The organism is Arthrobacter sp. K4-10C (assembly GCF_059090085.1).
Genome location: NZ_JBNHFI010000011.1, coordinates 145,600 through 164,490 on the forward strand (window position 1 = coordinate 145,600; position 18,891 = coordinate 164,490).

The 18,891-nt window shown below is 67.5% G+C and carries 15 protein-coding genes; 5 read left to right on the plus strand and 10 right to left on the minus strand.

Going from position 1 to position 18,891, the window contains the following annotated elements:
- Nucleotides 1–63 precede the first annotated feature (63 nt).
- Nucleotides 64–2,175: a phenylacetic acid degradation bifunctional protein PaaZ gene (gene paaZ, locus AC5RUU_RS16245; protein ID WP_493976229.1), complete on the plus strand. Its 2,112-nt coding sequence runs from the start codon at nt 64–66 to the stop codon at nt 2,173–2,175.
- 73 nt (nt 2,176–2,248) lie between these two features.
- Nucleotides 2,249–2,656: a VOC family protein gene (locus AC5RUU_RS16250; RefSeq protein WP_493976230.1), complete on the plus strand. Its 408-nt coding sequence runs from the start codon at nt 2,249–2,251 to the stop codon at nt 2,654–2,656.
- A 79-nt stretch (nt 2,657–2,735) separates the two neighbouring features.
- Here the strand turns inward: AC5RUU_RS16250 and AC5RUU_RS16255 are convergent, their stop codons facing one another.
- The 5 genes from AC5RUU_RS16255 to AC5RUU_RS16275 all read right to left on the minus strand — a co-directional run bounded on the left by AC5RUU_RS16255 (nt 2,736) and on the right by AC5RUU_RS16275 (nt 6,861).
- Complete coding sequence (locus tag AC5RUU_RS16255; RefSeq protein ID WP_493976231.1) at nt 2,736–3,041, minus strand: hypothetical protein; 306 nt, start codon at nt 3,039–3,041, stop codon at nt 2,736–2,738.
- Between the two features lie 13 nt (nt 3,042–3,054).
- Entirely contained in the window at nt 3,055–4,200 is a 1,146-nt protein-coding gene (locus tag AC5RUU_RS16260) for a S1C family serine protease (protein WP_493976232.1), read from the minus strand.
- A gap of 113 nt (nt 4,201–4,313) precedes the next feature.
- Nucleotides 4,314–4,934 (minus strand): TetR/AcrR family transcriptional regulator, encoded by a 621-nt coding sequence (locus AC5RUU_RS16265; protein WP_493976233.1) that lies wholly within the window; start codon nt 4,932–4,934, stop codon nt 4,314–4,316.
- Nucleotides 4,935–5,022: 88 nt separating this feature from the next.
- Nucleotides 5,023–6,387 carry a phenylacetate--CoA ligase PaaK gene (gene paaK, locus AC5RUU_RS16270; protein ID WP_493976234.1) on the minus strand — a complete coding sequence of 455 codons (1,365 nt, stop codon included), beginning with the start codon at nt 6,385–6,387 and terminating at the stop codon, nt 5,023–5,025.
- A 6-nt stretch (nt 6,388–6,393) separates the two neighbouring features.
- Nucleotides 6,394–6,861 (minus strand): hotdog fold thioesterase, encoded by a 468-nt coding sequence (locus AC5RUU_RS16275; protein ID WP_493976235.1) that lies wholly within the window; start codon nt 6,859–6,861, stop codon nt 6,394–6,396.
- 222 nt (nt 6,862–7,083) lie between these two features.
- Between AC5RUU_RS16275 and pta the strand changes: the two genes are divergently transcribed.
- Nucleotides 7,084–9,162 carry a phosphate acetyltransferase gene (gene pta, locus AC5RUU_RS16280; protein ID WP_493976295.1) on the plus strand — a complete coding sequence of 693 codons (2,079 nt, stop codon included), beginning with the start codon at nt 7,084–7,086 and terminating at the stop codon, nt 9,160–9,162.
- Nucleotides 9,163–9,236: 74 nt separating this feature from the next.
- Here the strand turns inward: pta and AC5RUU_RS16285 are convergent, their stop codons facing one another.
- A complete protein-coding gene (locus AC5RUU_RS16285; protein WP_493976236.1) occupies nt 9,237–9,518 on the minus strand; it encodes a hypothetical protein in 282 nt (93 codons plus the stop codon).
- 236 nt (nt 9,519–9,754) lie between these two features.
- On the opposite strand from AC5RUU_RS16285, the gene AC5RUU_RS16290 reads away from it, so the two are divergent.
- The gene (locus AC5RUU_RS16290; protein WP_493976237.1) at nt 9,755–10,909 is read left to right on the plus strand and encodes an acetate kinase; all 1,155 of its coding nucleotides are present in this window, start codon (nt 9,755–9,757) and stop codon (nt 10,907–10,909) included.
- Here the strand turns inward: AC5RUU_RS16290 and AC5RUU_RS16295 are convergent.
- The 3 genes from AC5RUU_RS16295 to AC5RUU_RS16305 form a co-directional block, all read right to left on the minus strand.
- Nucleotides 10,906–12,102 (minus strand): NAD(P)/FAD-dependent oxidoreductase, encoded by a 1,197-nt coding sequence (locus AC5RUU_RS16295; protein WP_493976238.1) that lies wholly within the window; start codon nt 12,100–12,102, stop codon nt 10,906–10,908. The genes AC5RUU_RS16290 and AC5RUU_RS16295 overlap by 4 nt on opposite strands.
- 114 nt (nt 12,103–12,216) lie before the next feature.
- The gene (locus AC5RUU_RS16300; RefSeq protein ID WP_493976239.1) at nt 12,217–14,634 is read right to left on the minus strand and encodes a hypothetical protein; all 2,418 of its coding nucleotides are present in this window, start codon (nt 14,632–14,634) and stop codon (nt 12,217–12,219) included.
- Nucleotides 14,635–14,640: 6 nt separating this feature from the next.
- Nucleotides 14,641–15,288, minus strand: a complete 648-nt coding sequence (locus tag AC5RUU_RS16305) for a peptidoglycan-binding protein (protein WP_493976240.1) — start codon at nt 15,286–15,288, stop codon at nt 14,641–14,643.
- Between the two features lie 239 nt (nt 15,289–15,527).
- Here AC5RUU_RS16305 and AC5RUU_RS16310 point away from each other — a divergent pair, with 239 nt between their 5' ends.
- The gene (locus AC5RUU_RS16310; protein WP_493976241.1) at nt 15,528–15,980 is read left to right on the plus strand and encodes an SRPBCC family protein; all 453 of its coding nucleotides are present in this window, start codon (nt 15,528–15,530) and stop codon (nt 15,978–15,980) included.
- Nucleotides 15,981–16,147: 167 nt separating this feature from the next.
- Here AC5RUU_RS16310 and AC5RUU_RS16315 read toward each other — a convergent pair whose 3' ends face one another.
- Nucleotides 16,148–18,391 (minus strand): S9 family peptidase, encoded by a 2,244-nt coding sequence (locus AC5RUU_RS16315; RefSeq protein ID WP_493976242.1) that lies wholly within the window; start codon nt 18,389–18,391, stop codon nt 16,148–16,150.
- Between the last annotated feature and the right edge of the window lie 500 nt (nt 18,392–18,891).

Below are 18,891 nucleotides of genomic sequence, written 5' to 3' on the forward strand. Positions count from 1 at the left end.
GAACGGACGGTCAGTAATCATTGGCCGCCTTTCTGCCCCCTTTGTTGGAAGGACCCGTCAACGATGACCACCACTGCCACAGCTCCCCAGGCCTCGGTCGACACCGTGGAGACAGTGCCCAGCTTCATCCAGGACGCCTGGTGGACCCCCGACGCCGTCACCTCGGGTTCCGCCGTCCCCGTCCGTGATGCGAGCACCGGGGAGGTCCTGGCCAAGGTGAGCACCGAGGGACTGGACCTGCAGGCCGTGGTCGACTATGGCCGCGGCACCGGGCAGGCGGAACTGGGTAAGCTCACGTTCCACCAGCGCGCGCTCAAGCTCAAGGAACTGGCGCAGTACCTGCACGCCCGGCGCGAACACTTCTATGCCTTCTCCGCACAGACCGGTGCCACCAGGATCGACTCCATGGTGGACATCGATGGCGGCATCGGCGTCCTTTTCACCTTCGGGTCGAAGGGCCGGCGCGAGCTGCCCAATTCGCAGGTGGTGGTGGACGGGCCCATGGAGCAGCTGTCCAAGGACGGCTCCTTCGCCGGTGAGCACATCTACACCCGCATCCCCGGCGTGGCCGTGCAGATCAACGCCTTCAACTTCCCGGTCTGGGGCATGCTGGAAAAGTTCGCCCCCGCGTTCATCGCCGGCGTCCCCACCATTGTCAAGCCCGCCACCCCCACCGGGTATGTTGCCGCGGCAGTGGTCAAGGCCATCGTCGAATCCAACATCCTGCCCAAGGGCTCGCTGCAGCTGATCTCCGGCTCGGTCCGCGGCCTGCTGGATGTGCTGGACTACCGCGACCTCGTTTCCTTCACCGGCTCCGCGTCCACCGCCCTGTCCCTGAAGTCCCACCCGAACGTGGTCCAGGGCGGCGTCCGGTTCACCTCCGAGACCGACTCCCTGAACGCCGCCATCCTCGGCCCCGACGCCGTTGAGGGCACCCCGGAGTTCGACGCCTTCGTGAAGTCCGTGGTCACCGAAATGACCGTCAAGGCCGGCCAGAAGTGCACCGCCATCCGCCGGACCATCGTTCCTGAGTCTCTGGTGCCGGCCGTCGTGGCCGCCGTCGGCAAGCGGGTCCAGGAACGCGTGGTGCTGGGCGACCCCCGCGGCAAGGGCGTCACCATGGGCGCGCTGGCCTCCGTGGAGCAGCTGCAGGACGTGCGCGCCGCCGTCCAGTCCATGCTCGACGCCGGCGGTGAGCTTGCGTACGGAACGCTGGATTCGCCGTCGGTCACCACCGCGGACGGCACCTCTGCAGTTGTGGAGGAAGGCGCATTCATGTCTCCCGTCCTCCTCAGCTGGACCGACCCGGAAGCGGAAGCGCTTCACTCCTTGGAGGCGTTCGGTCCCGTTTCGTCCGTGGTCGGCTACAAAGACCTGCCCGACGCCGTCCGCCTCGCCGCCCGCGGCAGCGGCTCGCTGGTGGCCACCGTCTGCACCAACGATCCCGCCGTGGCGCGGGAGCTGGTGACCGGCATCGCCGCCCACCACGGCCGCGTGCTGATGCTCAACCGCGAGGACGCCCGTTCGTCTACAGGTCACGGCTCGCCCGTTCCGCACCTGGTCCACGGCGGGCCCGGCCGTGCCGGCGGCGGCGAAGAACTGGGCGGCATCCGCTCCGTCATGCACCACATGCAGCGCACTGCCATCCAGGGCTCCCCGAATATGCTCACCGCAATCACCGGCGTCTGGCACGCCGGCGCAGACCGCAACTTCACGCTGGAGACCGAAGGGACCCACCCGTTCCGGAAATCGCTTGAGAAGCTGCGCATCGGCGACGCGGTCAGGTCGGACCTGCGGCAGGTCACACTGGAGGACATCACGGCGTTCGCCAACTCCACCGGCGACACGTTCTATGCCCACACCAACCAGGAAGCCGCCGAAGCCAACCCGTTCTTCCCGGGCATCGTGGCCCACGGTTACCTGCTGCTGGCCTGGGGCGCCGGGCTGTTCGTGGAACCCGCACCGGGCCCCGTGCTGGCCAACTACGGACTTGAAAACCTTCGCTTCATTACCCCCGTGGCTGCCGGAGACTCCATCCGGGTGACCTTGACCGCCAAGAAGATCACCCCGCGCGAGACGGACGAGTACGGCGAGGTGGCCTGGGACGCCGTCCTGACCAACCAGAACGACGAGATCGTGGCAACCTACGACGTCCTCACCCTCGTCGAAAAGTAACCCACCCGACGCGAATGTGAGAGAGCGTTTTAGGGGGCGGGAGCGTAAAATTCTGCCCGTAGGAGGTGGCCACATGACCCTAAAAATGAAATCAGCCACAACCATCCTGCCAGTCGATGATGCAGCCCGCGCCCACAGTTTCTACACCGAGAAACTTGGACTCCCGCACCGCGGTATGACAGACGATGGAAGCGAATTAGTCGGCACCGACGGCGGCCCCATGCTGCAGCTGATGCCGGTCTCGGACGGCAAGCACTCGGATCACACCGCGCTCAGCTTCGAGGTCACGGACATCGAGCAGACGGTCCGTGAGATGGAGTCCATGGGCGTGCAGTTCCAGGACTACGACCTGCCGAACCTGAGGACCGAGAACCACATCTGCACCACAAGCTCGGAGAAGAGCGCGTGGTTCATGGACACCGAGCACAACATCCTCTGCGTCCACGAAAACCTGGGCAACAGGATGGAGTACCAGCTCTAGGAGACAAACTAGCGAAGGGGCGCCCCGGATCATCCGGGGCGCCCCTTCGCTTTAGTCAGGTGCCTTGGTCAGGACAGTGTCAGGACTCCGCACCGCCGTGGAGACCGTCGTCGCTGCTGTCGTCCTCGGGGCCCGTGCCGCGCCCGCTTTCGCTCTGATCGGAAAGATCCATATTTCCGCGGGCCTCGTCCATGGTGGGGCCGCCGGAGGGAACGCTGTAGGTGTCCGGGCGGATACCGTGGGCCTGTTCCTCGATCAGTGCCTGCTCCTCGCTGAAGCGGATCACGTTCGCTTCGTCGCCGGCGTCGCCGGGAACATCCTCACGGATTTGCGAGGGGTCCGGAACAATGAAGCCTGCGTCAGGCTCTTCTTTGGAGTTGCTCATTTTCCTTACCTTCCTATCGGGTACTGCTATCAGTCGGACGCTCGGCAAGGTCCACCTTGACGTCCTGGGTCTCGTCTCCCCGTTTGACCGAGAAGTTGACGGTGTCGCCCGGATTGCGGCTGCGCAGTTCGGACAGCAGCTTTTCGGGCGCGGTTAGTTCCACGCCTTCCATCGACACCAGGACGTCACCGGGGCGGATTCCGGCGCGTCCGGCCGGACCGTCCCCGGCCACGGCAAGAACCAGCACACCGGTGACCTGCTCGATGCCCAGCTGCTCAGCAATTTGGGCGGTCAGCTCGCCGGGGGTGAGGCCAACATAGGCGTGCTCGGCGGTGCCGTCGGCCAGGAGTTCCTCAGCCACTTCCACGGCCGTGGCGGCCGGGATGGCGAAGCCAAGGGCGACGGCGCCTGCCGACGGCGGGATGTACGCCTCGCTGATGCCGATGATCTCGCCGCGCATGTTGATCACGGCGCCGCCAGAGTTGCCGGGGCTGATCGGAGCGTCCGTCTGGATCAGGTCCACCAGGGACAGGCTGTTTGATGCCGAACCGGGAATCGAGCGGTGGAGCCCGGAGATGATGCCGGCGGTGGCGGTGTTCTCAAACCCGAGCGGGGATCCCAGCACCACGGCACCCTCGCCCACCTTGGGCAGGTTGGTCTGGTAAGTCGGTTTCGGGAGTCCGGTGCGGTTGGCCTGGACCAGCGCGAGGTCGGTGACGGGGTCGGTGGCCCTGACGGTGCCCTCCACCCGCTGGCCGTCAGCGAATGCGACTTCCACCCTGGTGTTGCCGCGGATGACGTGCTCGTTGGTCAGGATCAGGCCGTCTTCGGAGTACACCACGCCGCTGCCCAGTCCGCCGTCCGTGAAGATTGTCACCACGGACGGCGCCAGGTTCTCCACCAGTTGCGGGATTCCCCCCGCGGCATCGGTACCATTGCCGGTTGCCGGCGCGGAAGCGGCCGGGCTGGCGCCTGCGGTGTTGCCGGAGGTGGCGGTTTCGCTGGGCGCCGGGGGAGGGGGCGAGCCGCCCGTGCAGGCGGAAAGCACGACGGCGGCACTCAGGACGACTGCCGCGGCGGCGGTCCTGGCCGGGCTGGGGCGTCCCTGCCGGACCGGGCCTGGCCGGCTGCGGCGCCCCGGATGGATGGCCGTGCCCATTGACTACCTCCCCTGCGGACGGTGGCTTTCTACCACCGTAGCCGGGGAACGGCAGAAATACCAAGCACGCTTAGTATTTGCGGCGCGGCCAGGGCAGAAGGCGTCGCGGCCGGCTAGGAGTGGCCATGGAGTCCGTCAAAGGCCATGGTGATGACGTCGTCGGCCAGCCTCTGAGGCGACAGGGAACCGCCGGGCTTGTACCACTCCACAATGGAGTTGATCATGCCGAACAGGAGGCGCGTGACGGTCCGGGGATCGATGTCCTGGCGTAAGGAACCTTCGTCGCGGGCGGCGGAAATCAGTGCCGCCACCTTGTGGTCGAAGGTGCGCCGCCGCTCCAGTGCATCACGCTCAATCTCGGTGTTGCCGCGCAGGCGCAGCAGCAGCGTGACGAACGGCAGCCGGTCCACCAGCACGGCCACGGTCTGGCGCAGGACGAACTCCAGCCGCGCGTCAGCCGCGCCGGATGTTGCCTCCGGCTCCTCGAGGATCGACTCCAGGCCGCCCAGGGCGTGGTCCAGGGCGAGCTTGAGGAGGTCTCCCTTGGACGGCACATGGTGGTAAATGGCTGACTTGGAGATGCCCAGGTTCTCGGCCAGGATGCCCATGGAGGTGGCGTCGTAGCCGTGGCGGTTGAAGACGTCCACGGCGATGCGCAGCACGGACTGTTGGTCGTAGCCGGGCCGGCCGCGCTTGGTGCCGGCAGGGCTGGAGGTTTCGGTGGTGCTGGGCATAGGAGCTAGTTTCTCACGAACGGTCGGCTGGTCCGGGCAGGTGCCGGGATCCCGGTAAATCCGGACCGCCCGGCACCACTACCGCCTGCTATCCCTTCGGGCGCAAGTCGTAGATGCGGCGGAGCTTGCCGTTGGACCGTTCAAGGGAGCCCGGCTCCACCACGTCCACTGCACACGAAGAACCCACGTGGATCTTGATCTGCTCCTTCAAAGCGCGTGCCGCCGTCGTGCCCTGCTCGGGGGTGACGTTGTCCCGCCGCTCAATCCTCACCGTCAGCTGGTCCATCCGCTGGCCCTCCGGCCGGGTGAGCTCGAGCTGGAAGTGCGGGCTCAGTTCGGGGATGCGCAGCGCGATTTCCTCGATCTGGGACGGGAAGAGGTTCACGCCGCGGAGGATGATCATATCGTCGCTGCGGCCGGTGATGCGTCCCATCCGGCGGTGCGCGGGGCGGGCGGTGCCAGGCAGGAGGCGCGTGAGGTCCTTGGTGCGGTACCGGATGATGGGCAGCGCTTCCTTGGTGAGCGAGGTGAAGACGAGTTCGCCGTGTTCGCCGTCGGCCAGGACGTTCTCCTTGCCCGGCACCGGGTTGAAGGGATCAATGATTTCGGGCCGGAAGTGGTCCTCCCAGATGTGGCTGCCGTCCTGGGTCTCAACGGCTTCGCCGGCGACGCCGGGGCCCATCACCTCGGACAGGCCGTAAATGTCGCAGGCCTTGATGTCCATGGTGACCTCGAGCTCGTGCCGCATCTCCTGGGTCCACGGCTCGGCGCCCAGCACGGCGTATTTCAGGGACGTGGAGGTGGGGTCGATGCCCATGTGCGCCATGGCGTCGGCGATGGTCAGCAGATAGGTGGGCGTGCACAGGATGGCGTCCGGCTGGAAGTCCTGGATGAGCTGGATCTGACGTTCGGTCTGGCCGCCGGACATGGGGATGACCGTGCAGCCCAAAGCCTCGGCCCCCGCGTGCGCACCCAGGCCGCCGGTGAACAGGCCGTAGCCGTACGCGTTGTGGACCTTCATGCCCGGGCGGATGCCGGACGCGCGGAAGCAGCGGGCCACCAGCTTGGCCCAGTCAGCCAGGTCCTGCTTGGTGTAGCCCACCACTGTGGGCCGGCCGGTGGTGCCGGAGCTGGCGTGCACACGGGCCACCTCGTTCTGCGGCACGGCGAACATCCCGAACGGGTACTCCTGGCGCAGGTCCTCCTTGGTGGTGAAGGGGAAGTTGCCCAGGTCGCTCAGTTCACGGAGGTCGCTTGGGTGGATGCCGGCGTCGTCGAACTTGCGCTTGTACAGGGGCACGCGCTCGTACGCGTAGGCAACGGTGTGCTGCAGGCGGCTGAGCTGGAGGGCCTCAAGTTCGTCGCGGGAGATGGTTTCCTCGCGGTCCAGGACGGCGTCGGCGGCGTGCGGGGACGTCGTTGCGGCGGGCGTTTCGGGAGCATGCAGGGTCATGGTTTCCTACTTCTTGGGGATGGTGCGGCTGCGCCCGCGGAACTCTGCAACGAGCTCGCCCGGGGTGCCGGAGGTGGGGGCTTCTGCCGGGGGAGCGTCGGCGGCGAAGATCTGGATGTCGTACAGGCCGCTGCGCCCGGCGCTGGAACGGCGGTCCGCGACGGCGGTCAGCACCTGGCCGCGGAACGCGGGCTTGAGGAAGTTGATGTCCACTCCCGAAGCCACGGTGATGGTGTTTTCCTCACCGGGCGCCGGATTGATGGGGTTGCAGGCGAGTGCGAATGCGGTGTCACCGAAAGCGAAGATCATTCCGCCGTGTGCCATGCCGAAACCGTTGAGCATTTCCTGCCGGAGGGTCATCCGGATGGTGGCATGGCCGTCGCTCAGCGAGAGGACCTCGATGCCCATCCACTCGGAGGCGTAGTCGTTTTCCAGGATGGGGTGGGGTGGCCCGGAAAGTGTTGTTTCAGCCATGCGTCATTGCCTCCAGCTTTATTTACCGAATGTTCATTAGGTAATCCCATGAGGGGGTCCGGTGTCAAGGGCGGGGCCCTCCAGACCGGCCCAGTTTTAGCCGATCCGGGCCGCAATTCCGGGGGCGCCTTCCGGTAAGGCAATCGAAAACTGGGCTGGAATGGACGCTGCAGGTGCAAGGATGGGATGACCGGCACCAGCAAGACCAGCAAAGGGCGGACCATGGCCAAAGGCATCTACGTCAGCGCAACCACTCCCGGATCGGGCAAGTCCCTCGTGGCCCTGGGTTTGGCAGACACCTTGCACCGGCACGCGGACAGGATCGGCTTCTTCAAACCCGTGGTCACCGGTCCCTCCACCGCGGACGACCCCATGGTGGCCCTGATGAAATCCCGGTTCGCGCTCGAGGACGAGCGGTGCCGCGGCGGCCTTACATTCGAGGACGTACGGTCCCTGCTGGCCGAGGGCAAGCGCGAGGAGATCGACTCCCGGTGCGTGGAAATTTTCGCTGACATCTCGCGGTACTGCGATGTGGTGATCGTGGAGGGGACGGACCTTACGGGCCAGGACGCCGCCGTCGAGTTCGACCTCAACGCCCGCCTGGCCAACAACCTTGCCGCCCCCGTGGTGGCCGTGGTGGGCGCGAAGGGGCGGACCGTGGCCGAGGCGGCGGCCGCCGTCGAGGTCGCCCGGAAGGAACTGTCCGCGGAGAAGTGCGCGCTGCTGGCCATCATGGTCAACCGCGCGGATCCGGACCTGGTAAACGATATTGCCGCGGAGGTGAAGGTGGGCGCCTCCGGCCGGCCCGTCTATGTCTTGCCCGAGCTGGAGGATATCGCCCGCCCCACCACCGGAGAGGTGGCCACGGCACTGGGCGTGCGCCAGATCGCCGGCCGGGCGGACATGGACCGGGACGTGAAGGACATCAAGGTGGCGGCCATGAACGTGGGCAACTTCCTGAACGTGCTGGACGAGGGCGCCCTTGTGATCGTGCCGGGGGACCGGGCGGATGTCATGGTGGCGTGCCTGGCGTCGTCCTTCTCGCCCGAATTCCCGGTGGCATCCGCCCTGATCCTCACCGGCGGCCTCGCGCCCGACGCCAACATCTACCCGTTACTGGCACAGGCCCCGTTCCCGGTGTTCGCAGCCCAGGATGACACCTACACCACCGCGAAGCGCGTCTCGGAGGTCCGCAGCGAGATCTGGTCCGGGCACCGCCGCAAGGTGGCTTCCGCCCTGGGGCTTTGGTCCCGCCGGGTGGATGAGGCCGAACTGATGGAGCGGCTGCACCTGCCGCGGGCGGAACGGATGACCCCGCTGCGGTTCCTGCACGACCTCATTGAACGCGCCCGGGCCCAGCGCCGGCATGTGGTGCTGCCGGAGGGAACGGATGTGCGGATCCTGCGCGCGGCCGAGATCCTGCACCGCCGGGACGTCTGCGACCTGACCGTCCTGGGCCCGGAGACGGACGTCCGCGAGCTGGCCGCGGCCCGGGGCATCGACCTTTCCGGCATCAACGTTGTGGACCCGGCCACGTCGGACCTGCGCCAGAAATTCGCCGAAAAGTACTCGGAACTCCGGGCCCACAAGGGAGTGGACCTGGCCAAGGCGCTGGAGATCATGCAGGACGTGAGCTACTTCGGCACCATGATGGTGCAGTTGGGCGTGGTGGACGGGATGGTGTCCGGGGCCGCGCACACCACGGCGCACACCATCCGTCCCGCACTGGAGTTCGTGAAGACCCGCGAGGGCGTGAAAATTGTGTCCTCGGTGTTCCTGATGCTCATGCCGGACCGGGTACTGGTGTACGGGGACTGCGCCGTGAACCCGGACCCCAACGTGGAACAACTGGCGGACATCGCGCTCGCCTCGGCCGAGACCGCGGCCCAATTCGGGGTCGACCCGCGCGTGGCCATGCTGTCCTACTCAACCGGCGGGTCCGGTTCCGGCGAGGCAGTGGACGAGGTGCGTCAGGCCACCGAACTGGTGCGGCAGCGCCGGCCGGACCTCGCCGTCGAGGGCCCCATCCAGTACGACGCCGCCGTGGACGCCTCGATCGCCGAGTCCAAGATGCCGGGTTCCTCAGTGGCCGGGCAGGCCACCGTGTTCATCTTCCCGGACCTCAACACCGGCAACAACACGTACAAAGCCGTGCAGCAGAGCTCGGGCGCCGTGGCTGTTGGGCCGGTCCTGCAGGGGCTGCGGAAGCCGGTCAACGACCTGTCCCGCGGCTGCACGGTGGAGGACATCGTGAACACCGTGGCCATCACGGCCATCCAGGCACAGGCGCCGGCGTCCTAGGACCCTTCGGCCGGCTCCAATAAAGGACGGCGCCGGCACCCGCCCGGGTGCCGACGTCCTCCTTTACGCTGCGGTCAGCTGTTGTCCGGCTTGGCCAGGCTCTCCTTGTCCTCCTGCTTGGCGGGCTCGTCGGACAGGCCCTGCGGCGTCAGGTCCAGGTCCTCCGTGTTCCCGGGCGCCTGCGGCGCCTCGCCGGTCTCACCGGCCTTGACCCCGCCGGTGTCATCCAGGGCCGGGTTGGCGCCCTCGGCGCCGGTGGGGTCCTTGCTGCCGGAGCCGGCGTTGAGCGGCGCCGTGCTGCTGGATCCGGTGTTGGTGGGGTCGTTCTCGTCGATCGAAGTGGGCTCGTTCGTCATTGGAATGTCCTCTCGGCGTGGTCCAGCCTGTCCGCCGACTGTAGGCACAGCCTGCCCCGATCCGCAAGGAACCCGGCAGCCGGCCCGGGGGCGGCCCCGCGAGTTGGCACTTAACGGCCGTCCCGGCGTGGGCCATTGTCCCTAAAAGCCATCTCGCGAAGGGGGGACGGGGAGTCCCAGACCCGGCACATATAGTGGGGACTGAACCGCAGAAGCAAAGGCTCAGGAGGCCCCACATGCTCGTGCTCGTCATCAACTCCGGCTCGTCCTCGCTCAAGTACCAGGTGCGTGATGTCGCGGCCGGGACCGTGCTCACCGAGGGGCTGATCGAGAAGATCGGGATGGGCAACGGGGGCGACGGCGACGGCGAAATTGTGGGCCCGCGCGACCACGCGGAAGCACTGGAGCAGGTGGATGCCGCTATCCACCAGGAGCTGGGCGACCTGCAGCTGGCGGCGGTGGGGCACCGGGTGGTCCATGGCGGGGAGCGGTTCGCCGAGCCCGTGCTGATCGACAACGAGGTCACCCGCGCCATTGAACGGCTCAACCCCCTGGCTCCGCTGCACAACCCCGCCAACGTCCTGGGCATCCGCGCCATCACCAAAAAATGGCCCGACATGCCGCAGGTGGCCGTGTTCGATACCGCGTTCCACCGCACTCTCCCCGAGCACGCCTGGCGCTACGCCGTCCCGGACGAGCTGTACACCAACCACGGCATCCGCCGCTACGGCTTCCACGGGACCTCGCACGAGTACGTCACGCGCCGGGCGGCCGGGTTGCTGGACATCCCGGTGGAGGAGTTCGACGGCGTCATCGCCCACCTGGGCAACGGCGCCTCCGTCACGGCGGTTCAGGGCGGCCACTCGGTGGACACGTCGATGGGCTTCACGCCGCTGGAAGGCCTGGTGATGGGCACCCGCTCCGGCGACCTGGACCCCTCCATCCTGGTGTTCCTGGCCCGGGCCGGCTGGACCCCCGAGGACCTGGATTCCATGCTGAACCGCGAATCAGGGCTGAAGGGCCTGGCCGGCAACAACGACATGCGCTCCGTGGTTGAAGCGTCCGAGGATGGTGACTCCAGGGCCGCTACGGCGCTCGCCGTCACGTCCTACCGGCTGGCTAAGTACATCGGCGGCTACCATGTGGCGGTGGGCGGGGCCAAGGCCCTCGTGTTCACGGCCGGGATCGGGGAAAACTCGCACCAGTTCCGCGCGCTGGTGGCGGACAGGCTGGGCGCCCTGGGCATAGAGCTCGACGCCGGCCTGAACGCCCAGCGGTCCAAGGAACCGCGCGTGGTTTCCACGCCGCAGTCCGCAATTCCCGTCCTGGTGGTACCCACCGACGAGGAGCGGGCGATCGCGGAGGCGACAGCCGCCGTCGTTAATTCCTAGGCGCGGCCTTTGAGGATCAGGTTCCAGTACACCTGCGGGAAGATGTCCCTGTCCACCAGCCAGGAGAGCCTGCTTTCGTTCCAGGTGGGCACCCGGGGGATGGTGGGCATGGGCCGGTAGCGGTCGTCGAACTCGGCGAACACCACGGTGTTGCGTGAAACGGTGAACGGGCACACCGAGTAGCCGTTGTACTTCCGGGGAAGCGGCTTGCCTTTCCGCGCCGCCACCAGGTTCTTCGCCAGCACCATGGTCTGCTTGCGCAGCGCACCGCCGGATTTGGAATTCGTGGTGCCGGCGGCGTCCCCCAGGGACCACACATTGTGGTACCGGAGATGCCGCAGCGTCTGCCGGTCCACCTCCACGAACCCGCCCTTGTCCCCGGCCGCCGGCAGGTCCGTGGCCTTCAGCCAGTCCGGTGCCGACTGCGGCGGAACCGCGTTGAGCACGTCGTACTGCAGCGATTCCTGCTCCCCGGTCTCGACATTGCGGATGTTCGCCATCCGGCGGGCGCCATCCACAGAAACCAGTTCGCTGTTGGTCCACAGCTCAATGCCGTACTCGCCGATCTTGCGGTCCAGCTCCCGGTCCACCTCCGGCACGCCGAACACGGTGGGGTAGGGCTGGACCATGACCACGCGCATCTTGTCCAGGACGCCCTGCTCCCGCCAGTAGTCGCAGGCGAGGTACATGGGCTTCTGGCTGGCGCCGCCGCACTTAATGGGTCCCGCGGGCATGGTGAAAACGGCAGTGCCGGCCTCCAGTCCGCGAAGGAGCGTCCAGGCCTTGGGCGCCAGCTCGAACTCGTAGTGCGAGGCGCCGTGCGGTGAATGGACGGCACCGGCCAGCCCGGGCACGGCGTCCCAGTCGTACTGCAGCCCCGGGCACACCACCAGCTGCCCGTACGCCACACTGGACCCTGATGCGAGCGTGACGGTGTTGGCGTTCGCCTCCACGTCCACCGCGCTGTCCCGGATCCAGGTGACACCGTTGGGGGTCACCGACTCCTGGGTGCGGACCGCCTCCTTGGCCGAGGCCCGGCCGCCGGCGATGTGCGAGAACAGCGGCTGGTAGAGGTGGTGGTCTTTGGGCTCGATGATTGCCACGTCCTTGACCCCGTAGCGCTCCAGGCGTGCCGCCAGTGACACCCCGGCGTTGCCGCCGCCGATGATCACCACCTCGTGCTGCGCAGCCACGGCGCTACTTCTTCTCCGTCAGGGCGGACGCCTTGTGCGCCGCGCGGGCGCCGTTTTTGCCCTGCGGCGTGTTCCATTCCACGGACGTTCCCTTGCTCAACGACATCTGATCTCCTAGCTGGGGTTTGCGGTGGGTTGGGGCTCCACGGCGGGGGCCGTGCCCCCAGTATCCGCCGTTGGCACCGGTGTCTCAACGGGTGCGTACGACGGCGGCGCCCCGCCTCCCGCCGGCTGCGTTGCCGGGGCGGCGGCCGGCGCTGTTCCTGCCGGGGCGGGTGCCACTCCGGCCGGCTCGGACGCCAATCCGGCCGGTGCCTGCGAGGCGGGCGCAGCAGGGGCGTTGGTTCCGGTGGGTGCCGGCGTGGGGGAGGACGTGGCTGGGGCATCCGTATTGCGGGGGGCGGTTGGATCGGCCTTGATAATGGCCGTGATCTGCTCCTTGTACGCCGCGAGCCGGGCCTGGATTTCCGAGAGCGGGACGTTCTGGAGGTTCCGCCCGTACTCGGCAATCTCCGCCCACAGGGCGTTCAGCCGGGCCAGGCTGTCGCTGCCCAGCGGTCCGTCGAGGGTGAGGACCAGCTGGCTGGCCAGCGCATAGGTCAGGCAGTCGATGCAGTTGTAGTTGGCTGCGGCGGACAGGTTTTCGGGAACGATGACGTCCGTCTGGCCCACGATGAGGACCACCTGGAAGCCCACCGCCACAGCAGCGCAGCCGCTGCAGCTGGCGAACGCGTAGGCCTCGTTCCGGGTATCCACCGGTTCCCCGTCCTCGGCCCACACCAGGGTGAACGCCACGCTGTAGGTCACCGAACCGTCGGTGGTGTTCACAGCGAGGGCCTGGTTTCCGTCCTCCTCCGGGGCGGCGGGCCGGTCGAACGGGAACACCCAGGACGGCGCGGCGGTGGCTGGATCAACCGGGCCGGACCCGCCGGATCCTTCTGCCGGCACCAGCACCATGGCGAGCTGGGGGTTCTCCCGGGTGGGTTTCGCGGTGCCTTCCGGCCACAGCGCAACCGTGCGGCCGCTGCCGCCCTCACGCAGCACCGTGCTGCCCGCCTGCGGGAAGACCGAGGTAGTGGCATCAGCCAGCGTGCCGTGCTCGTAAGGCTGCACCGGACGGTACGTCCCGCCGTCGGGCCGCCATGCCCAGGCGAGCCCGGCGAGCAATGCGGCAATGGCACCCATGGCGGCGGTCCGCTGCAGCGTTCTCCCGCGGGTTTTCCGCCAGAGGCCGGTGACCAGCTGGCGCAGCAGCCGGAGCATGATGTACAGCATGCCGAGCATGGGCAGGGCGACGGCGGCGATCGCCAGGATACGCACGGCGGCGCCGGCCAAGTCCCCGGTGGCCAGGCTGGCGGCCAGCATCTCCCGCTGGGTGGCCACGCTGTCCCATGCAGTGGCCAGCAACCGCGGCAGGGCGATCACCATCATGGCCAGGCTGAAAAGGAGCAGCGGAACGGTGACCAGGACCCAGACCGTCACTAAGGTCCGGGCCCAGGGTTTGAGCGTGTGGCTTTCCGGTTTGCCCCAGTGCCAGGGCAGCAGACCCTGCAGTGTGGGCTTGATGCGCCGGAACAGGTCCGGGACGCCGGCGGTGTCCGCCAGGATGTGGTACCCGTCGAACCGGACCAGGGGGAGGAGCTGCCGGACCATTTGCAGGATCTGGGTGACCACCACCAGCAGCAGGGCGTCGAACCCGGTGGCCCACCAGAGGCCCATGACGGCGACGGCCACCATCGCGTTGAAGTACAGCCCGCCCAGGTCGGTGCGGAGCCGGCCGCCGCGGCCAAGCCGGTACGAATCCGTGACGTCCGTGAAGAAGGCGGGCCAGACGAGATACAATCCAGCGCCCATGGCGCCTGGCGTTGCGCCGCCCCTGCGGGCTGCGGCGGCGTGGCCGAATTCATGGAAGCCGGCCGAGAATATGGTGATGGCGAAGACCAGCAGCAGCAGCGCGGGATTCGCAAATGCTTCGTGTGTGGCCGAGCCCAGGCCTTTGACCATCAGCACCCACCAGCAGGCTGCCAGGAACGCGGCCGTGACGGCGACGACGATCAGTGGGTTGAAAAGCACCGCGAATGGGGCGGTGATTTTGCGTGTGCGCTCCGGGTCCGTCACGGTGTAGCGGAACCGCATGCCCAGCAGGGGGTCTGCCTTGCGGACCTCGGGTTCGGAGCCGTCGGCAAGGCGCAGCAAACCCATCGGCAGCAGCTGCGTGTCCATCAGGGTGCGCACGTTGTCGCCGCTGACCAGCCGGCCCGAGCCCTGGCTCGCGTGCCGGGCGATCTCCTCCACGTCCCGTGTCCCGTCCGCCGCCTCCAGCACCAGGTAGAGCAGCCGGGTCAGCTGCAGCGTCTGGCCGTCCGCACGGCGCACCAGCGAGGGCGCTTCGCGGTAGCCGGACCCTTCGGACCGGCCGAGGAGTTGGACACCGTTCGCCCGGGCAGGGAATTGCCGGGGGTGTTCGGCGGTGGAGGCAGGGGACGGCGGCGGGCCGGCCTCGGGGCGCGGCCCGCCGGTGGCGTGGCTCATCTGGGCTTACTGCTGCAGGTCGGACTGCTGGTCGGCAGAGGCGTTGGCTTCGCCCTCGATGTTCTGCGAGATGATGGCGTCCTGCTCGGACACGGCGTAGGCCTGGCTGTCGATGGAGCCGATGTTGGCGGCCACGGCTGCGTCGATCGGTGCGGCCACGTTCGCGTTCGCTGCAACGGCGCCGTTGATGGGCGCGGCGATGTCCGCGTCGGCGGCGAGGTCCACGTTGACGTTGAGCAGGTCCCCGTCCAGCGCTGCGGTGGGGTCTGTGGGTAGGGCACCGACGTTTGGCAGGGCATCCTCGGAAGTGGTGCCGTCCGCCGTCGTGCCGCCCCCGATAGTGTCGTCGGCCTGGTTGATGGTGCTGTCCTGGGTGGACTCGGCATTCGCGTCAGCAGTGATGCCCTGCTCGATGACGACGCCCTGGTCGGCCAGCGCCTGGGCATCGGAGCCGTAGGAGAGGATGTTGGCCGAGGCGGCGGCGTCGATCGGCGCGGCCACGTTCGCGTTGGCGGCAACGGCCAGGTCGATGGGTGCCGCGGCGTCGATGCCAAGATCCAGGTCCGCGTTCAGGTCCAGGACCGAGGCGACTTCCTTGTCCGGCAAAGCTGTGGCCTGCTCCGCGAGCAGTTCGTCGTCAGTCAGGGGACGCATTTCGTGTTCCATGCTTCTGCAACCTCCGGTACGGCGCGGGTTGGCCTGCCCCCAGCGGGCAGCCCTGCGCCCCACAATAGTAAGCATGATTAGCATTTTTGCGTACCGTCCGGACGACCGTATTACTGCACGTCGTTCAGCCATTGACAGGAGTTGAGGGGAGGTCCAAGCTGTCGCTGTGCCTGCCTTCCCGCCGGCAGAGCCGTGCCGGCACCAGGTGCCCTTCAAAGGAGAATCCCGTGCCTGTTGTAGAAGAAAGTGTCGTCATTGCCCGCCCGCCGCAGGAGGTCTTCGAGTTCCTGTCGAGGTTCGAAAACATCGCCGTCTATGATTCCTCGGTCACGTCCTCGGAGCAGATCGGTGATGGGCCGTTGGGGGTGGGTACCCGTGGACGGGGAACCAGCAAGATCATGGGGCGGCAGTTCGACTGGACGGTGGAGATCGTGGAGTTCGATCCGCCCCGGCGCATGGTGTCCCGGTCAGTCGAAGGCAAGCTGGACTTCACGGTGACGCTCACGCTGGAACCGGCCGACGGCGGCACCCGCCTTACCCAACGGATCGAGGCCGCGTCAGGGCTGGGCGGCGTCTTCGGCAAACTGGCCGATCCCCTCGTGGAGCGTGCCCAGGGCCGGACGGTCCGCGCCAATCTTGAAACCCTGGCTGAGTGGTTGGCCGAACATCCCAACTCCTGATCGGCCAATCACCCGTAAGTTCCAAAGCCGCCCCCATCCACCCATATGGCAATGATGCCGGTGCAAACCATTACCGGCCTGCCCGCCGGGGCCGGGCAAGTTCCCTGGGATGGCCCCGCCGTCCGGATCATCGAGCATCAGGCCACCCGAATGGCGGCGCGCCTTGTTTATCCCTGCTTCAGGCCCGCGCCGGGCAGCAGTTCCGCCGCGCCGAGGGAATCGGCGATGAAAGCGTAGTCCCACGCACGCTCGCGCCACTGAACGTACCGGCCGGACGCGCCGCCGTGGCCGCCGTCCATCTCAATCTTCATGACGATGGGTTCGGAGCCGGTGGTCTTGCTGCGCAGCTCCTGCACCCACTTCGCCGGCTCCACATAGAGCACACGGGTGTCGTTGAAGGACGTGACGGCGGCGATCTTGGGGTACGCCACCTCCCGCACATTCTCGTAGGGGGAGTAAGACTTCATGTACGCGTACACCTGGGGGTCCGTGATGGGGTTGCCCCACTCCTCCCATTCGAGGGCGGACAGCGGCAGGTCCGGGTCCAGGATGCTGGTCAGCGGGTCCACGAACGGCACCTGCGCCACGATCGCCGCGTACTTTTCCGGCGCCATGTTGGCCACCGCGCCCATGAGCAGGCCGCCGGCTGAGCCGCCCAGCGCCGCGATCCGTGCGGGGTCCACCCAGCCCGAGCCGGCGAGCCAGTCGGTGGCGGCAATGAAATCGGTGAACGTGTTCTTCTTGGTGAGCTTCTTGCCGTCCTCGTACCAGTGCCTGCCCAGTTCGCCGCCGCCGCGGATGTGCGCAATCACGAACACCACCCCGCGGTCCAGCAGCGACAGGCGCGCGATGCCGAAGCCCGGATCCATGCTCATCTCATAGGAGCCGTACCCGTACACCAGGCCCGCCGCCGTCGAATCCTGCTTGATGCCCTTGTGCCGCAGCACGGAGAGCGGGATCCGCGTGCCGTCCGCCGCCGTCGCCCACTCACGGGTTGCAATGTAGTTGGTTCCGTCGTAGCCGCCCAGCACCGGGCTTTCCTTGCGCAGCAGGAGCTCGCCGGCGGGCCGCTCCGGGGTGGGCAGCACGAAGTCGTAGACGCGCGACGGCGTGAAGTAGGAGGTGTAGCCCAGCCGGATGACCGGGGCCTCGTAGTCAGACCCGCCCACGCCCGCCGTGTAAAGCTCCTCGTCGAAAGCGGGCTCGACCGCGGCCTGCTGGGCCGGCGTGCCCAGCCCGGCCAGCCCCATCACCTGCACCCGCTCAATCGTGTCCTTGCGGATGGAGACGATGAGGTGCGTGGAGGTGACCCCCGCGCCGTTGACGCGGACGTCGTCGGAATGCTCGACGACGGTCTGCCACGTCTGCTGTGCCAGCGGCTTTTCCAGCTCCGCCGGGTCCGCCAGGGAGACCATGGAGTTGATGGCGCCGCGGTTGTGCGTGAGGAGGATGCGCTCTGTCTTTTGCCCGTCCGGGCCCTCCAGCAGGAAAGGCTCCGCCTCGTAGAGAACCCGCTCGTTCCGGGAGATGACGGTGCTGACAGTCCCGGCGGGATCGTCGAAGCGGAGCAGCCGGGTCTCACTGTATTCGGAGCAGCCAATGCCCAGCACCAGGTGGCGCCGGTCGGCAGAGAGCTCGAAGCCCAGCCACATGGCGGCGTCGTCCTCCTGGTAGATGACCACGTCCTCGGTCACGGGCGTGCCCAGGACGTGCGCCTTCACCTGGTACGGGCGCCAGGAATCGTCCACCACGGTGTAGAAGATGCGGGTGCCGTCCGGGGAGAACGAGACACCGTAGAAGACGTTCTCGATGATGTCCGGCAGCAGCTGGCCGGTGCGCAGGTCCTTGATACGGAGGGTGAAGCGCTCGTCGCCTGAGTTGTCCACGGCGTAGGCGTAAAGGTCGCCGTCCACTGTCACGGCCGAACCGCCTACCGAGAAGAAAGGCTTGCCCTCTGCCTCGACGTTACCGTCCAGCAGGACTTCCTCCCCGTGAATGGCGACGCCGGGCTCGACGGCGGGCGGGGTCCAGTCGGCGATCTTGTCGTCGGTGTCCGCGGCCCTGACCCGGCATTGGATGCCGTACTCCTTGCCCTCCACCGAGCGGCTGTAGTACCACCAGCCGTCCTTGCGGTGCGGAACCGACAAATCGGTTTCCTGCGTCCGGCCCTTGATTTCCTGGAAGATGGCTTCGCGGAGCGGTTCCTGGTGTGCGGTGACTGCCTCCTGGTAGGCGTTCTCGGCCTTCAGGTGCTCAACCACCTCGGCGGACTCCTTGTCCCGCAGCCACTCGTAGCTGTCCACGAAAGTATCCCCGTGGTGCGTCCGGTCCAGGGGGACCCTCTTGGCCACCGGCGGGGTGGCGGCGGACATGGACGTGCTGGCGGAATCCTGCAGCGGAGTGGAGGTCATGCCTTCAATATATCCACCACCCCTCACAATGGCCGGGGCCGTTCGCTACCGGGGGAGCGGCCCCCGCCACTACCGCCCAACCCCGACGCTCTCTCACCTTTGGTGGCTTTTTCCTGAACGCCCTTTCACCCAGGTGGGAGGGCGTTTGGGTGGGAGGTGCCAAAAGTGAGAGAGGGTGACGGGGCCCGACGGTACTGCCCTAGTGGGGTTCGGGTGGCAGGCGTATTCTGTTCACGCCAAGGCACATCGCCCAGCGAGAGAGGGGAAGCTTATGACCATCCCGCCAGTGCACGAACCCGAGCCGTTCCCGCCGGAGCCCGGGCCGGACCCGACGTCGCCTGATCCCACCCAGCCCGGCCATCCGGGGCCGCCGGCCCCGAACCCGTTCCCGACGCCGGAGCCTCCAGGGCCGCTGCCCGTGCCGGATCCGGGCCCGGCACCGCTCCGCCCGGACCCCACCAGGAGCTGACGAAAGCCCGGCAGGGTACAGCAGAAGGGGC

What these genes read in the sequence shown, in the direction of transcription:
- paaZ (WP_493976229.1), top strand. Translation starts at nt 64, where the DNA reads ATGACCACCACTGCCACAGCTCCCCAGGCCTCGGTCGACACCGTGGAG.
- AC5RUU_RS16250 (WP_493976230.1), top strand. Translation starts at nt 2,249, where the DNA reads ATGACCCTAAAAATGAAATCAGCCACAACCATCCTGCCAGTCGATGAT.
- AC5RUU_RS16255 (WP_493976231.1), bottom strand. Translation starts at nt 3,041, where the DNA reads ATGAGCAACTCCAAAGAAGAGCCTGACGCAGGCTTCATTGTTCCGGAC.
- AC5RUU_RS16260 (WP_493976232.1), bottom strand. Translation starts at nt 4,200, where the DNA reads ATGGGCACGGCCATCCATCCGGGGCGCCGCAGCCGGCCAGGCCCGGTC.
- AC5RUU_RS16265 (WP_493976233.1), bottom strand. Translation starts at nt 4,934, where the DNA reads ATGCCCAGCACCACCGAAACCTCCAGCCCTGCCGGCACCAAGCGCGGC.
- paaK (WP_493976234.1), bottom strand. Translation starts at nt 6,387, where the DNA reads ATGACCCTGCATGCTCCCGAAACGCCCGCCGCAACGACGTCCCCGCAC.
- AC5RUU_RS16275 (WP_493976235.1), bottom strand. Translation starts at nt 6,861, where the DNA reads ATGGCTGAAACAACACTTTCCGGGCCACCCCACCCCATCCTGGAAAAC.
- pta (WP_493976295.1), top strand. Translation starts at nt 7,084, where the DNA reads ATGGCCAAAGGCATCTACGTCAGCGCAACCACTCCCGGATCGGGCAAG.
- AC5RUU_RS16285 (WP_493976236.1), bottom strand. Translation starts at nt 9,518, where the DNA reads ATGACGAACGAGCCCACTTCGATCGACGAGAACGACCCCACCAACACC.
- AC5RUU_RS16290 (WP_493976237.1), top strand. Translation starts at nt 9,755, where the DNA reads ATGCTCGTGCTCGTCATCAACTCCGGCTCGTCCTCGCTCAAGTACCAG.
- AC5RUU_RS16300 (WP_493976239.1), bottom strand. Translation starts at nt 14,634, where the DNA reads ATGAGCCACGCCACCGGCGGGCCGCGCCCCGAGGCCGGCCCGCCGCCG.
- AC5RUU_RS16305 (WP_493976240.1), bottom strand. Translation starts at nt 15,288, where the DNA reads ATGCGTCCCCTGACTGACGACGAACTGCTCGCGGAGCAGGCCACAGCT.
- AC5RUU_RS16315 (WP_493976242.1), bottom strand. Translation starts at nt 18,391, where the DNA reads ATGACCTCCACTCCGCTGCAGGATTCCGCCAGCACGTCCATGTCCGCC.